This is a genomic window from Embleya scabrispora (genome assembly GCF_002024165.1).
Lineage (GTDB): Bacteria > Actinomycetota > Actinomycetes > Streptomycetales > Streptomycetaceae > Embleya > Embleya scabrispora_A.
This window is the reverse complement of sequence record NZ_MWQN01000004.1, coordinates 47,445-62,240: the sequence shown is the minus strand read 5'-3', so window position 1 is coordinate 62,240 and position 14,796 is coordinate 47,445. Positions and strand designations below refer to the sequence as shown.

14 protein-coding genes and 1 pseudogene are annotated in these 14,796 nt (G+C 71.3%); 6 read left to right on the top strand and 9 right to left on the bottom strand.

From position 1 onward, the window contains the following. Positions 1 to 90: 90 nt before the first annotated feature. Positions 91 to 513 carry a hypothetical protein gene (locus tag B4N89_RS40845; RefSeq protein WP_235619272.1) on the bottom strand — a complete coding sequence of 141 codons (423 nt, stop codon included), beginning with the start codon at positions 511 to 513 and terminating at the stop codon, positions 91 to 93. A gap of 490 nt (positions 514 to 1,003) precedes the next feature. On the opposite strand from B4N89_RS40845, the gene B4N89_RS40835 reads away from it, so the two are divergent. Then, positions 1,004 to 1,591 carry a DUF1877 family protein gene (locus B4N89_RS40835; protein WP_143658262.1) on the top strand — a complete coding sequence of 196 codons (588 nt, stop codon included), beginning with the start codon at positions 1,004 to 1,006 and terminating at the stop codon, positions 1,589 to 1,591. 335 nt (positions 1,592 to 1,926) lie between these two features. Here the strand turns inward: B4N89_RS40835 and B4N89_RS40830 are convergent, their stop codons facing one another. Next, positions 1,927 to 2,286, bottom strand: coding sequence for a hypothetical protein (locus B4N89_RS40830; protein ID WP_143658261.1), 360 nt, complete (start codon positions 2,284 to 2,286; stop codon positions 1,927 to 1,929). 970 nt (positions 2,287 to 3,256) lie between these two features. On the opposite strand from B4N89_RS40830, the gene B4N89_RS40820 reads away from it, so the two are divergent. Further along, positions 3,257 to 4,693, top strand: coding sequence for a hypothetical protein (locus B4N89_RS40820; protein ID WP_143658260.1), 1,437 nt, complete (start codon positions 3,257 to 3,259; stop codon positions 4,691 to 4,693). A 160-nt stretch (positions 4,694 to 4,853) separates the two neighbouring features. Further along, positions 4,854 to 5,261, top strand: coding sequence for an Imm7 family immunity protein (locus B4N89_RS40815; RefSeq protein ID WP_078981692.1), 408 nt, complete (start codon positions 4,854 to 4,856; stop codon positions 5,259 to 5,261). 996 nt (positions 5,262 to 6,257) lie between these two features. Here B4N89_RS40815 and B4N89_RS40800 read toward each other — a convergent pair. The 3 genes from B4N89_RS40800 to B4N89_RS40790 all read right to left on the bottom strand — a co-directional run bounded on the left by B4N89_RS40800 (position 6,258) and on the right by B4N89_RS40790 (position 8,453). Then, complete coding sequence (locus tag B4N89_RS40800; RefSeq protein ID WP_268812615.1) at positions 6,258 to 6,494, bottom strand: DUF6210 family protein; 237 nt, start codon at positions 6,492 to 6,494, stop codon at positions 6,258 to 6,260. A 201-nt stretch (positions 6,495 to 6,695) separates the two neighbouring features. Then, on the bottom strand, positions 6,696 to 7,301 hold the full coding sequence (locus tag B4N89_RS40795; RefSeq protein ID WP_143658259.1) for a hypothetical protein: 606 nt from the start codon (positions 7,299 to 7,301) through the stop codon (positions 6,696 to 6,698). 351 nt (positions 7,302 to 7,652) lie between these two features. Continuing rightward, positions 7,653 to 8,453, bottom strand: coding sequence for a hypothetical protein (locus B4N89_RS40790; RefSeq protein ID WP_078981687.1), 801 nt, complete (start codon positions 8,451 to 8,453; stop codon positions 7,653 to 7,655). 852 nt (positions 8,454 to 9,305) lie between these two features. On the opposite strand from B4N89_RS40790, the gene B4N89_RS40785 reads away from it, so the two are divergent. Then, complete coding sequence (locus B4N89_RS40785) at positions 9,306 to 11,297, top strand: hypothetical protein (RefSeq protein WP_078981686.1); 1,992 nt, start codon at positions 9,306 to 9,308, stop codon at positions 11,295 to 11,297. Positions 11,298 to 11,657: 360 nt separating this feature from the next. Here B4N89_RS40785 and B4N89_RS53565 read toward each other — a convergent pair. The 3 genes and pseudogenes from B4N89_RS53565 to B4N89_RS50315 all read right to left on the bottom strand — a co-directional run. Continuing rightward, a pseudogene (locus B4N89_RS53565) lies at positions 11,658 to 11,951 on the bottom strand (Sir2 family NAD-dependent protein deacetylase); the annotation flags it as partial. Positions 11,952 to 12,072: 121 nt separating this feature from the next. Further along, on the bottom strand, positions 12,073 to 12,408 hold the full coding sequence (locus tag B4N89_RS48365; protein WP_101897524.1) for a hypothetical protein: 336 nt from the start codon (positions 12,406 to 12,408) through the stop codon (positions 12,073 to 12,075). A 12-nt stretch (positions 12,409 to 12,420) separates the two neighbouring features. After that, positions 12,421 to 12,573, bottom strand: coding sequence for a hypothetical protein (locus B4N89_RS50315; RefSeq protein WP_161500987.1), 153 nt, complete (start codon positions 12,571 to 12,573; stop codon positions 12,421 to 12,423). Between the two features lie 192 nt (positions 12,574 to 12,765). Here B4N89_RS50315 and B4N89_RS48360 point away from each other — a divergent pair, with 192 nt between their 5' ends. Then, complete coding sequence (locus B4N89_RS48360; protein ID WP_235619271.1) at positions 12,766 to 13,302, top strand: cytochrome P450; 537 nt, start codon at positions 12,766 to 12,768, stop codon at positions 13,300 to 13,302. Positions 13,303 to 13,367: 65 nt separating this feature from the next. Continuing rightward, entirely contained in the window at positions 13,368 to 13,832 is a 465-nt protein-coding gene (locus B4N89_RS40775) for a GNAT family N-acetyltransferase (protein ID WP_078981684.1), read from the top strand. A gap of 343 nt (positions 13,833 to 14,175) precedes the next feature. Here B4N89_RS40775 and B4N89_RS40770 read toward each other — a convergent pair whose 3' ends face one another. Continuing rightward, the gene (locus tag B4N89_RS40770) at positions 14,176 to 14,766 is read right to left on the bottom strand and encodes a TetR/AcrR family transcriptional regulator (protein ID WP_078981683.1); all 591 of its coding nucleotides are present in this window, start codon (positions 14,764 to 14,766) and stop codon (positions 14,176 to 14,178) included. Between the last annotated feature and the right edge of the window lie 30 nt (positions 14,767 to 14,796).

Genomic DNA, 14,796 nt, shown 5'->3' with positions numbered 1-14,796 from the left:
CCGTCACCGTAGGCAGCGACGGCCCCGGCGGCGCGCCGGACGCAAGGAACCCGCCGATGACCGGGCCCCTGCCCGCGGTCCTCCCGGACATCAGGGTCCGGCATCCCGTGCGATGAGGAGGTGATCGAGCGATCGGGCGTCGTCGTGGGTCCCGCCGTAGGGGGTCGAGTTGGTGATCCCGATGTAGACCGGACCGCGGGTGGTGCGTGTCTCCAGCGCGGTCCACTGGTCGAGTTCGTGTTCTGCGTACGTGTGGAGCAGGACGGCGAGTCGGATCTCGTGTGCGGGGGCGAACCGGTTCTCCCGCGCGCCGAGCGGCGGTAGCAGGGGGTCGATCGAGTGGAAGTAGCCGTCGGTGGTGCCCGGGGGATATGTACGGAACATCTCAAGGTACGCGTGTCCGTACTTCATCCGCACCCGCAGTATGGCCACCTCGTCCAGGACGTGCTCGGCGTACTCCTGCAGCACCAGGGCGAGTTGCCGTCGGTCGGTGTCGTCGAGCCCTGTCGTCACCCCACGGTATCGGCGCCACGGGAGCCGCACGCGGAAGGGTCGCGGTGCCCGGCGCGCGGATCGCGTTTCCTCGAGCACACAGGGGTCATTCGGCAGAGGCATGGGTGGAGGCGATCGTGACGTCCGAGCCGTCCGAGCGCCTCGCGGTCCCGGAGCAGCCCTCGGCGGACGAACACAAGCCCCTGGTGGGCGAGTTGCGCGGCCCTGCGATGCCGGTCGAGCCGATGCCTGGATCGTTCCGAATTCACCCACGCCCTTCGCGATCCCCGGCGACGGCGGGAACGAGGCCGCAGCGGTGCGCGTGGCGGAACCCGACGGCACGCTCGAACAACGCCGGCCAGGACAACCGACTCGTGGGCCCGAACGCCGCCCGCGTGGTCGGCGATCTCGCCGGTCGCTGTCGTGCGTCGATGGGTACGACGCCCGGATTCACCGCGCCCGGCGCCGTCGACGATGACGTGTTCCACGTTCCCGCGGGCATCACGAGACGGTGGAGACTGTTTCCGGCGACGTGACCGCAGGGGTGCGCAAGACTGTGCCGGTGGCGTTGACACAGCAGTTCGCGAGGGTGACTCCGGCGTACATCGAGGCCTGTCGTCGGCGGGCGACCGCGTCCTCCACGGGTGATCCGGGTTGGGATCCGCCTGCGGACGACTGCCTCGACCTGAACTGGGACGCCCGGCCCTTGCCGGCACTGTTTCGTCGCGCCGGCCTCGAATCCGCGTCGGTGATCGCGATCGACCGCGCCCTGGACGGCGACCCCGGCGGAGACATCGCCTTCCTGGACCACGACGGGGTCTACGACGGCATGACCGAGCCACCCGCCCTCCTGACCCCTGGGGCCGTCGCCGAAATCGCCGCCGTCCTGGACGCCATCGACGCCGACCGGGTCCTCGCCGCGATACCTCCGACCGCGGAGGAGATTGCCACCGTGTTCCGATTCCGCGTCGAGGACATCGTTGCTCCCATGACCGGAGTCGGGCTCGTGCCCTGTGTGGCGGGCGCGTTGGACCGACTGCGGGCGTTCTACGCGGAAGCCGCGCGACGGGACCTGGCCATGGTGGTGTGGATCGACTGAGGACCGTTCGACGCGGTCCGGAACCGACCGCGCCCACGCGACGTCCCTCCGCGGCCGGGGTTCCGGGACTCGACTCCGACCCGACCCCGGTCGACGGCATGCGCAACTCGCGTACCCCGGGCAGGCGTCGCTTGGCGCCCGCATCGCGTCATCCTCGTTCGGGAGATCGAGCGGATGCGTGGCAATGGGCCGCTGTCGCATCGGCGCCGGAGCACACGACTTGCCTTCGACCGCTACGCCGTCGAGACCGAAAACGGACTCCCACCGGCCCGACCGGACGCATATCCCGCCCATCTCGGGCACCGCGCCGCCCGCCGACGTGCGCTTCGTCGGCCTCACGGCATGGCGACGGTCTCCCGGTGGGTTCCGGGTTCGGTTCCGAGGTCGACTGCGCGGATCCGGATGTGGACTCTGTCGCCCTCGCGTGCCGTCGCGCGATCCCCGTCGGTCAGCGCCGGGCAGGTCACGAGGGCGCTCACGGTCTCGCCGTGCTCGGGGAGGGCGACGATCGTCGCAGGCATCGGGTCGCTCGCCAACTCGACGTCGGGGCCACGCACGTCGTGGGCGGCGAGCCAACGCACGACATGGCCGAGGCCGCAGCCGATGTCGACGACGCGGATGCGATCGGGCGCGTCCTCGGCGGAGCGGATCGCGGCGGGCAGCGGCCCTAACTGGTGGGCGAGGCGTTCAGACATGCGCAGTTCCTCGTTCAGGCGCTGGAGTTCGGTGTGCACGGCGACCAGGCGGCGGTCGACGTACGCCGGATCGAGCAGGCCCCGTCGAGCACCGGCAACCGCGCGGCGATCCGCGCCCCCGCGACCGACCCGCGGCGCGCAGCGCGGCGACCACGTCGGCGCGCGCGACCGGTGCCCGCTCGAGCGAGCCGGGGTAGTGGTCGACGATCAGGTCGGAGACCTCGAGACGGGACACCGCAGCACGATGCGCCGCATGTTCGCGCACCGGTCGCTCGCGCGCGGTCGCGGCGCCCCGCCGGGCGCAGCCGTTGCGGTTCCTCGGCGACGGGAACGGCGACGACGTTGCCGTGCTTCCTCGGTCGGTTCTGCGACGCGGTGCCGGAATCGACGGCCCGTCTTCGGAAGTGCGCGCGACGGCGCGGAGTTGCCCGGCGCACTTGTTGGGCACACGCTCCTCGGAGGCCGACGGTACGTCCGGTGAACCGGGAACGCGGTGGCCGTGGCTACTTTGACTGTCGGGCCGCGGGGCCCAGGGTACGGCCGTCGATGATCTCGATGTGGGTGACGGTCGTTGCCGTGGCGTCGAGCCACAGCCACATCACGACGTCCGCGTCACGTTCCAGCTCGGCGACGAATGAGCACGGCGAACCCCGCGGAGCGGTCAACAGGCACGTCGGCGAGCACGTGCACCGTCCGAAGTACCGCAGGCCGCCCACTACGCCGGCCGGCACATGATCGGCCGCCGTCAGGCCAGAACCGTACAGGCGGTGCATGGTCCCGCTTCGAGACCGAAGCCGATCTCGGGATCCACGGTGCGGCGCGGTCGCAGCAAGAGACCGAAATCGCCGTTCGCCAGACGCTGTTGCCCGCCGGCCCCTGTTGGGACTCCTCTGCCATGCCGGAATGGATGTGCGACGATCACGACGTGGCCATACCTGTCCCTCCACCGTCCGATGCTTCGCGCTCGCCCATGCGTTCCGCATCCGCGATGTCCGTCCTGGCGGCGCTGCTGGATCGTTCGTTGGAGCGGATGGCGGAAGCCGCGGCGGATGTCCGCCTGTTCGACCGGGAAGCCATTCGCCAGGCGTCGGATGTGTGGGACAACAATCTGTTTCCACTGTTCTGGGCCGCGAGCACGTCCAACGCCGGTCGACGCGAGCGGCGGGCGAGGACCGTACTGGAGTGGATGGCCGGTTTCGGCGAGCGGCGGCGCGCATGGATGACCGAGCAGGCCGCGATCGCCGGGTACGACATCGAACCGCTCCTACCACCGGCCAAGGCGCAGACGCCGGGCCGCGACTATCGCGGACACGTCATGACGCCGCAATGCCGGCTCACGCGCCACAACGTGGACGAGTTGATCCCCGACTACGATCTGGCGGCGGCATCGGTCCGCCACCTGCGGGTCGAGCGTGCCGGTACCCGCCTGAGCGCCCATGTCCAACTCGTCGCCGACCGCAGGTTCGCCGTCGACGAGGCCGCGCCGCCCGCCCTGCTGGACGTGTGGCTGGACGACGTCACCGACATCGCCTTCGACCTCTCCGACACGAAGGGAGCGATCCTGCACACCGGAGCGCGCGAGGTCGGGATCTCGCTGGGCCCGGCCGGTCGGTTCCGCGCCGCCGGCGGCGAGTATCGCCTCGACGACCGCTCATGGCACCTGTCGACCAACGGCCGACGCACCGATGCCACCACCCCTGCCCGAACCAGCCGATCGAATCCACCTCGACCGCCGGGCGCAGACCTGGACCCCGACGCACACGCCGCCGCCAGGCTTTTGCACCACGCCATGCTGGAACTGCGTTCCGTACGCTACGCCGCCCACGCGGACGACGTCCCCGTGACGCGGTTGTGCGAAGTCTTCGCGGGAGCGGGCGAGGCGATCCTGGCCGCCGGGTCGCAACGCGGCGCCCGCCGCCGCGAGGCGGCCTTCCTGGACGTGATCCGATCCTGGGCTCACCAAGGCGACCCGGACATCACCCGCTGGATCGCCACCGTCCTCGGGGATCGCGCAGGCCGCCCGGACATCATCGACACCCCCCGCCCCGCACAACGAACAACTCCCTCCCTCGACGACGGCTCGCCCGTGTCGCGTATGCCGTCGCAGGCGGTTCTCGTCATGGCCGCCTGGACGGCGACACACACCGACTACGGGACAGAGCGTCCGGCCGCCGCCCAGCTCCACCTCGCCCTGCCGCCCCGCAACGACGACACCACTTCGGCCCCCTGGCGACTGCGCACCGTCGGCTGCGCCGATCCGGACACCTTCCGCCTTCGCACCGATGCGTTCCAGGGACCCGGCCGGCTCGTCCGCGTGGGCAAGCCCACCACCGCCCGCGGTCTCGACCTGCACCAGGGTGCCCTGCACGTCACGACCGGAGCCGGCCGGAGTGCGCCTGTGACCTGACCATCTCCTGGGCCGTTGACGAGAGTCGTGTACCTGGCGAGGTAGGGGGAATGCCTGTCCGGTCTCCTGTGGGGGGTGAGATCGTTTCCCGGGCGGGTTCGTCCGCGGGTGGGCGCGGGACGAGCGGGCTCTCTGGTAAGCACGTCAGTAGGTTGCTGCCATGTTCGAATACCACGGCTGGATCAACGTTCAGGAAAGTGCCGGTGCCGGTGCCGACGATGACGACTTCGACGACGGCCGTCTGCGGGAGATCGTCGAGGGCATCGAGCGGCGTATCCGGGAGATCGACAGCCCTTATCTGCTGGATCTGCGGTGGATGAACGGGCAGGTGTTCGTTCACGTCGGCGGCTTCCCCAATCACCGTGACGCGGAGATCGTGGGGTTCTTCCAGGAGATCGGTGAGCGGGCGCCGGGCTCGTATGGTCTGCTGCATGTGCGCGACGACGAGGACCCCGCTCGGGAGAACGAGGTCCTCGTCATCAGGATGGTCCGCGGTCGGGTGACCGAGCACTCGGAGCCGCTGCTGTCGCCCTGCATCCCTCTGCTGGAGGATCAGTTCGAGGGATAAGGGCCCGAGTTGCTCGGACGCGCCGCCGGGGGCGAGGGCGGTATTCGGTTGCCGGATGGTCGCAACCGTTGGCAAAAAGCCGTCCACCTGGCAGTGCGGAGGGAACACTTGTCCGGTTTCCCGTGGCAGGTGAGATCGTGGCTCGGCGAGCGGGTCTCGGGGGGCGTCGAGAGGATCATTCCGCCGGGGGTGGTGGTCCGCCTCGCTGCGGGGGTCCACGGACTGGTACCCGCCGACGATCCGGGGTTGGCCGGGTCGACGGCGGGAGGGCGCGAGTGCGGTGCGGGGGACGTCGTGGCCGTCCGGGTCCGCGGCATCAATCTGCATCGGCGGCGGGTCCGACTGTGCATCGACGAGTCGGTGGGCTGACACGCCCGGGCCGACGCGCACAGCCCGTCCTCCCCGGAGCGGCGGACCTGCACCGATTCACACACCACTCGGCCGACCCGAGCCGACACCTGCGCGTCAATCTCGCCACCGCTCGCGCACACGACCACATCTTCGACTTCGACACCGCGCCCCCACCGACCGCCGGATACTCCGAGTTTCTCCAACTCCGCCCAACCGTGCGTCCGTTCCACGTCGGGGCCCGCGAACGAGATGTCCGCGATCGCCTCGAACCCAACCCCGCCCCGGTCCACGGCGGCACCTCGGCGGCATGGCGAACGACGTCCTACCGAACCCCGCTCCGACGAGTTGCCTCCGTCGGGCGATTCGGGGCGACGACGCCGAAGTCGGCGAGCACCACATCGACGCCCATTCCCAACGGCACCGGCGTACCCGTGCCGCAGAGGGGATGACCGCGGGCGTCGATCCGCCGCCGGTGTGCTCGCGTGCCGGTGACACGGTCCCTGGCGGGGCGGTCGTTCCTTCGTCCCGGTGGCCGGTTCAGCGGGAGTTGGACCAGACCAGGATGCCGGCGGCCGAATTCCGTGGTCACCGGGATGTGTGCCGCGGTCGCCTCCTCCAGGCGCGATTCGTCGACGACGATCGGGCTCACGTCGTCGCCGAGCGGGGCGAGGGCTCGCCCCTGGCCGGAAGCCGGATCATGGCGACGGCCGCGCGCAGTGCCGGCAGGTGCTCGGGAATGGACGCCATCGCCATCGCCACCGGCGCGCTGCGCAGTCGGTTCTCGAACAGATCGATCAGCGCGGCGTACCCGTCCGGGGACTCGACCGACACCGGGTATCCCTCGATCGCGCCGTGGCAACAGGAACGCCCCCCGTGCCGAATCGGTAGACGGCTCCGGAGGGCCCTCGAGGACGACGTGGAGCCGGGAGTGATTGAGAACCTCGACCTGGTCCGGATTCACATACACGCGACGGTTCACCATCACCGCATCCCGCAGGGCCGCCCCCCACGCCGCCGCTCCCTATTTCGATCCCGACGGTTGTGGACCGGGGTGCGAACCGGCCCGTCGGCGTCTTTTCGATCTCATCGTGCCGGGCGAGTCAGGCCGGCGATCTTGTCGACCTGGGCCTTCATGACGGCCTTGGGGATCGCCGTCGGCGGTGGACCGTACATTCCCACGGAAGTGCCTCTGAGCAGTATCGGCCCAACTCGCACCACGGTGACGACGGACGAGTACTGCTCGCCCGTGTCGAAGTCCATCGTCAGGCTGTCGTCGCCGATGCCGTGGCCCGGGCCGCCGGTCAGTGTGTCCTCGGTCGCGGCACCCGGATCGGCGGGGTCGTCGGTCCACACCGCGAAGTCGCCGCACGACGGCAACGCCTTCCAGGCGGCCTCCAGGGCCTTGGCCGCGCCGTCCCCGGGGAGCACGGCGATGCTCACCGCGTTGACGGTGCCGGGTGCGTCCTCCGAGTCCAGTCCGAGGTGCGTCACGGTCGTGGGCGTCGCGGCCCCGGAGAGGTCCTCCAGGTCGGCGATCGGCTGACACTGCGGCTTGGTCGCCCTGGGGTTCAACGCCACCCGGGTGGCCTCCCCGGTCGGCGTCCACCCCGGCGGCAGGTCGCCGGGTACGACCCAGGCCGCCCGCAATCGTTCGGCGGTCGACTCCCCGCTCTTCGTCGCGTCGGGCACACCATCGGACGGGACCGCGGGCGAACCCGCCGCGGCGGCAGGGCCGTCGGAGGAGCGTTTCGGATCACGGGCCTCGCCCGAGCCGGACCGACACGCCCCGGCCGCCAGGACCAGGGGAACGACGACGGCGGCGGCGGCGAGACGCCCGCGGGCGGTGTGCATAACAGGGTCTACCGATCACTGGGTCCTGGGGACGCGCGCATCCTCGCACGCCCGCCCCGGCCGACATACCGTGCCCGTGCACCGACACGTTCGCCCTGCGGCCGTCGAACGCCCCCGCCGTCGTGTCGGCTGTGCCCGCGGGGTCGGGTCGGGTCGGGTGTGGTGTCGGGGCGGGGTGGGGTGTGTGGGTCAGCCGGGGAGGACGCCCTTGATGGTGTCGACGGGCACGGTTTGTTCGGCCTTGGGGGTGTCGACGTGGACCGGGGTGCCGTGGCGGGAGAAGGTCGTGGTGGCGACGACGTCCATGCCCGCCTCTTGGAGTGTCAGTCGGGTGCGGACGACGCGGCCCTCGGAGTTCAGCCACACGTCCGCGGGGATGCTCAGCCGACCGTCGGGGAACAGCGGTGCGATGTCCGGGGGTCCGGCGCGTATCTTCTCGGTGATGCGCAGGGTGATCGCGTCCTCGAGGAGTGCCCCGCGATAGTGGGTGGTGGGCGTGCCGTCGAGGTCCTCGGCGCCGACCCTGGTCGTCTCGTGGATCGAGGCGAGTTGTTCGAGGACGTGCTCGGGATCGTTCAGCGGGGCGCGGAGCACGTAGTGGGCTTCGGCGGCCGTGCGCGGCATCGTCGCCCATTTGCCCTCGGTCTGCGGCAGGTTGGACACATGGACGCGGCCGTCGGCGAAGATTTCGTCGATGTGGCTGATACCGCCCTCGGGGAAGTCCACGGCGACGTGCCCGAGGTCGCCGGCGAAATCGAAGTCGCCGGTCATCGTCAGCATGAAGTGTTTGCCCTCGGCGCCGAGTTCGTGTCGCGTCTCGAAGTGGGCGGTGCCCGCGCGGGTGGCGGCGATGGCCGTGCGGACCGTCTCGCCATGATCGGCGGCCGGGGGAGCGGGTTGCGATGGGGACTCGGCCCGGCCGGGGGAGGTGCCGGAGCAACCGGCACACAGGGCGACGACGGCGAGGAAGGGTACGGCACGGCGAATCATGGCGCTCCGGGGTCACACGACGAGACGACGTCGGGGAGGCGACGTTCGCGGTCGAGGCGAGCGTGCCATACCGGTTGGCCGCCAGTGAACCGGATTTCCCGCCGGGGAGGCCGACCTCGGGCTTTCATGACGCTGCCCGGCCGGCTCGTCGTAGATCGCGGACGGGAGTTGCGTGCCGTGTGGGCGGGCGGGTCGTACGGTGGCGTTCGCGTGTTGGATGACGTTCGGGGTCGGCGGGTCGTGGATGAAGCAGTGGGCCACGGTCACCAAAGGTGATCGTGCGCAGTGGGACTACGTTCCACCGCGACCGCCGAAAGCCCTCACGGGAACCGCACGTTGCCCCCATCGCGGCCTCCGGGCGGAAAGGGCATCCCGGATGCCGCGGAGCCTACTTCGAGAGCGGCGAAGGTGGGGGAGCAGGCCTGCGACGACATCCTCGGGGGTGAACGTGAAGGTGTTCCGGAACGGGCCGTCGCCGTGGCGGACGGCCAGGAGCAGGGGCTCGGCGTCGGGCCCGAGGGAACGCCCCCACCCGTGAGGAGTTCGGTCGGCCGGGCGGACCGCCCTGCGCATCGACCGGACCCGCACGGCGCGAGGGGGACGGGTACCGGTTCGCCGAGGTCCACGTCGTGCTCGACACCATGAACGCCGTGCCGTTCGCCGAGCGGTGACGCCCGCTTCCGCCGCGTCGGTGACCCCGAGGAAGAGGTACGGAGGAGCGAGGCGGGCCGGTGGACGGACCGGTCCGCCTCGTGCGTTGTCCGGGCCGGGTTCGGGTGCGGGTCCGGGCCCACCTTCCCCGTCGTCGAGCCCCGTCCGACCGCCGGCGTCGGGCGTCGGTATCGTCGCGGGGTGAAGGATGACGAGGGCGGCCGGGTATCCCCAGTCGATCTGCTGCTCGAGTACACCGATGCGGCGACGGCCGCGCGGGTCCGCGTCCGTCTCGGGCCGTCGGTCGTTGTCTCCGACGTCGAAGCCGGCGTTCACCGTGTTCGGGCCGGCGCCGTGGCGCTCGGCACGCAGTCGCCGCCGGACGGCGTGGCAGGCCCGGACCCGGGCACCCCCTTGGCGCAGTGGCTGCGGAATCTCAAGACCCGCGTGGACGGCACGGCACTCGACGGACATTCCCGCAGCGACTGGGACCTGATCGCAGCCGAGCACCTGCGCGTGCCATACCGCGACGACATCGCTCGTCAGTTGCTCATCCACCCCGACTGCCCGACGGACGCCGCCCTCGTCCTGGCCGCCGAGTCGCCGGGCGATGTCACCACGGGGCGCCAGGGCACCGCGTTCAGCGCGGCGCTGGACCGACGCCTCCTGACCGCCCGGCAATTCGCCCTCGAGGGCCGACCCGCGTGGCGCGCGCTGGGCACCGTGGCTCGGCACGCGCGTGCCGTGCACGCCGAGCCCCGCATCGCACCCCTGGACCGCGTCCTGGACGAGGCGGCCCGCATGCTCCCGGGCCCCGACCCGGCCGCGTGGGCGTGGCTGGCGCACCACGCACCGGACTACCCGGGGACGTTCACCGAGTTGTGCGCGGACGCCGCAAGCGCCGCCGGTCCAGACCGCGTCGGCGCCGGGGCGCCCCTCGCGGGAGCCGACCCGCACGATCGCGACACCGCCCGGGTCATGGCGCAACGTTGGGGCCGCATGACCCCGCTCGGACTGCTGGGCCGGCTCCCGCCGAAGGACGCCGCCGCCGTGCTCGCGGTGCTGCCCTCCGACGTCCGCGACGTGTTCAGGTGGGTCGACGAGCCGCTTCCCGGCCACCTCGTCCTCGCGCTGATGCGAAACCCTGAGCTCGACGCGCGTGCCCTCGTCGGCCGGCTGATCCCCGACCGAAAGACGGCGGGCGTGCTGCTCGCGAGGCACGACCGGCACATCAACGCCGCGCTGTTGTTCGAGTCGTCGAACCCCGCGATCCGGTACGCGGCCTTCGTCGCGACCCGCCGCGACGCGTCGCCCCGGGTGCGGCTGACGGCATTCGACCGCAGTTGGCTGAACGCGCCGTACCGGGACGGCTGCCTGGAGGCGGTGCACGGCCATCACACCGCGTTGCTCCGCGCGGTGCTGCGCCGCCGCGCCGACGACCTGGGCCCGGCGGGCGTGTTGCGGGGGCTGCTCAGCCTGTGGGAGGCGCAGGGCCGGGGGGCGCTGCTCGACCCCCGGCTGCGGTCGCTGCTGACCCACACGCCCGCCACGCGGCAGGCCCGGCGGTGGGCCCTCGGCGCCCCCGACGGCCTGGCCCGATTGCGCGCCGAAACCCTGCGCCGTGAGCAGCCGGACGAGCTCGTCGCCGCCATTCGCGCACGGCCCGAACGCGCGGCGCGGCACGTGCCGGACTCGTTCTGGCCCGCGGCCGCGGCGGCCCACGAGCACGACCCGCTGCCGCGCGCGGCGCTGGTGCTCCTCGCCCGGCATTCGTCGTGTCCCGCCGAACTGCTCCGTGCGGCCGCGGACGTGGACGACCGGCTGGCGGTCGAACTGGCCGCCGGCTCGCGCGAGCACGCGCTCGCGGCACTCGCCCGGCCGCTTCCACCCGCGTCGCGGCAGGCTCGTCTCGGACTGTGCTGGTTCGGCAACGCCCTCGCCGACGAAGTGCTCTCGGTCGGGGAGTTCGTCGAACTCGGCCACCCGGCGGTGCGGTTGCTGGAAGCACTGGCGGACCTGTTCGGCGTCTTCCCCGACGGCCACGCCGAAGCCTCCGCCATGATCGCCGAGCACGTGCGGGCGACGATCGCCGGCGACCCGGAGGCGTGGGCGGTGGCCGTGATGCTGCTGCCGGACTTCACCGGGACCGTACCGGAACTCCTCGCGACAGCAGCGGCGGCCGCGTCCACGTGATTCGGCCCGCGGGGCGGCGAATTCCGGACAGGCGGCGATGATACGAAGCCGTCGGAATCCTCGTGACACGGGGGAGGGGCGGACCGGAGCACCCCCTCCGGTCGACCGGCGACACCGGGTTGCGTGCACGGGCGTTCCGCGATGGCGTGGGCGGGCGCGGTGGAAACGGACGCCTCGTCGGGTCGGCGTTCCGCCGGCCACGCGCGCATTCACCCGTCGCGGCACGACCACCTCGATGCAGCCCCGCAACACGGTGCTTGCGGCGTCGTCGCACGGTGTGGGTTCGGCGTTGACGATGATCGACTCGACACCGCGGTCGATCGCGGCGGTGCACGGGTCGGCGGCGGCTCGCACCCGCAGCGAGGTTCCGATCACGAGCAATACCTCGGCCGTCCGCAAGGCGTTCGCGGTACGCCCGACGAGGTCGAGATCCCGGTGTTCGCCGAACGGGACCGTGTCCGGGCGCAACGTCCCCTTCCCGCACGCCGGACACGGGGGCTCGTCCATGCCGCCCGGACCCGCGCGCAGCGCGTCCGCCATCGGCACCCGGCAGCGGCATCGCACGCAGCGGGCCCGAGCCGGGCTCCCGTGCAGTTCGAGCACGCGCTCGACGGGGCTGCCCGCCGTCCGATGCAGTCCGTCGACGTTCCGCATGGCGATGATCGCCCGAAGCCGGGGGAGCGCCCGGTGCGCCGCGCCGGCGACATGCCGGGCCTGCGGCGCCGGCCGCCGTGCCGGGGAGGTTCGTCGAGCTGCGGGTCCGGTGCTCCGGAGGTCAGGCCGAGGTGTCTGCCGTCGGCCCGGTGGCCGAGACCGGGACGTGTGTCGCGGATGCGCCGCGGCCTCTTTGGATGAACCGGTCGACCCGGGCAGGTTGTTCGGCGTCGAAGGCGTGCTCGGGAACGGTGGCGACACAGCCCGGGGCCGTCCCGATCACCAACAACCCGTACTGCCGCCGTACGTCCAACGCCGCGGGCCAGAGCACCGTCGACGCGCCCACGCCCGGTCGGGTGCGGGTGAAGCCGTCGTCGTCCAGGACGACTTCGATCACACCCTGCCCGATCAGCGAGCGCACCTGCCTGCCGTGAACGAACACCAGGGCAAACGGCATGAGGAGCAGCCATCAGCGCGCGAAGCCCTCCTCGGTGAGGATCGCCAACAGGGGCAGGAATACGGGCAGCGTGACGATCAACCACCGGATCCGCTTCGGATACGCCGCGAGCATCGTCGCGGCACCACTCCTCCACGTGTGCGTGAAGGTAGTCGAGATCACCATGCGCGGATGCCAAAGCACATCGGAACCACCGGCCGGGTGGCATCCGGCGACCCACCTCCGGGGCGGGAGGGGTTCGCAAACATCGACCTCTGCTCCGACGCCGAGGTCTCGCCGAGGGATCTCGGCCGTGCTGGAATTCGGTGTGCTCCGACGCAGGTTGGCGTCGGTGCCCTGATCGGAGAAGGCTCACTGTTGGCAAGGCACTCGACGACGTGCAACACCGTCCACGCTCTCCCGACCCACCCCGACCACCACGTACACCTGCGACACGCGAGCATCGGCCGGAACGACGTCGTCGAGGAAACCCTGCGTCTCGAAGGCCCCATCGCCCACATGCCCCTGCGCTACGCCCTCGAGGACATCGACCTCGACGAGGGCGTTACCATCCGCCACGGCGATGCCATGATCATCGCCTTCGGCGCGGCCGGCCGCGCCCCGGCCGTGCACGCCGACCCCAATGTGTTCGACCCCGCCCGCGCGGGCAAGGAACACCTCGCCTTCGGCCACGGCCCGCACCACCGCCTCGGCGCGCCCCTGACCCGCATGGAGGCCGACGTCGCGCTACGCGCCCTCTTCACCCGCTTCCCCCGCCTCACCCTCGCCCACCCCGAACACGCCCTCGCACGCCGGGAATCGTTCACAGCCAACGGCCTCCGCGAACTCCCCGTCCCCCTGTCGAGTACAAGCCCCGCGTGCTCGGGCACCCTGCCCCACGGTGTCCGCGCGTGACGTTCGCACTGGTCACCGGCTCGAATTGGGATGCCCACTCGGCCGGTAGCTTGTATGAATACCCCATGTCGATTCGTGTGCTGCTTACCGATCTGGACCACGCGAACTGGGAGGACGTGGTCGACCTGACGGTCTCCCGGGAACAACGCGACTTCATCGCGCCGAACGTGTACTCGATCGCGGAGAGTCGCTTTCTCCCGGGTTTCGTGACCAGGGCGGTGCTGCACGAGGGGCGCGCGGTGGGTTTCGCGATGTACGGACCCGATCCCGACGACGGGGAGATCTGGCTCTACCGCTTGATGATCGACGAGGCCCACCAGGCCCGGGGACTGGGACGCGCCGCTCTCCGGGAAGTCGTCACGCACGCGCGGGAGGTGTTCTCGGCACCCCTGATCCGGCTCGGTGTACGTGCGGACAATGTTGCGGCCAGGGCGCTGTACATCTCCGCGGGATTCGTTCTCACAGGCCGGGTCTTCGGCGACGAGGAGATCCTGGACCTACACCTCTCCGGTCAGCGCGGGGCCAACTGAGCCGTCGTGTCTGTGGGTATGACCGTGCCGACAGCACTCCTCCCGCCCCGCGTGCAGTCGGTCATTCGTTCCGAACCGGTCGCCGTACAGGCGGCCGGTCACCGGGACCGACACGCAAGAGGTAGATCGAGACGGAGTTCGCGGTGGCGAGGCGGAAGGCTTCGCGTCCGGGCGGATGTTGCGGTGGCACCGGGGCACCCGGCCCAGCCCTGGAAGGACATCGATGGGTGGGCCGACACCCGGAACGCGAACCCACGAGCGTTCACCCGCCTGTTCTCCCGGGGCGGCGAGGTGCGGTGCCGGGCGTCGTGGAACTCGGCGGCGGTTCGAAGACACGCGCTAGCTAGCGGACGGTCCCGGTTCCGAGGCCGGCCACGACCAGGCCGGTGAGTGTGTCGACCACGTCATCCACGGAGGCCCGCCCGCGGTTCAGTTCGATGGCGAGCGCCTCGGCCGCGCCCAGCACGCCGGTACAGCACAGCCGAAGGGCGTCGACCCGAAGGTGCGTGTACGGCCGCAGCGCGGCGGCCATCAGGTCGGCATAGTCGTCGGCCATCTCCTGTCTGCCTGCCTCCATGTCCGGATTGCCCTTGAGCGCCGCGGAAACCGCGTTGAGCTCCGGCATGTCGGTGGCGCAGGCGAAATACGCGGCGCTGATGACGCGGGCGACCTCCTCGGCAACGGGCGCGGCATCCCGCAACGCCCGGGTGACGGAGGCCCGGTGGCGTTCGTCGAGGCGCCGGTAGAGCGCGAGCAGCAGGCCGGGGCGGGTGCCGAAGTGGTCGTACACGATCGGCCTGCTGACGCCGGCTGCCTCGGCGAGGGTGACCAGCGTGAGCCCGTCGGCACCCTGGGTGCGCACGATCGCCACGGCGGTGTCGAGCAACTGCTCCCGCCTGGCCGCCTTGGACAGGCGGGTCGGTGTGGTCGCCATGGTCCTCCCTTGCTGTCGCCTTCCAGCTTA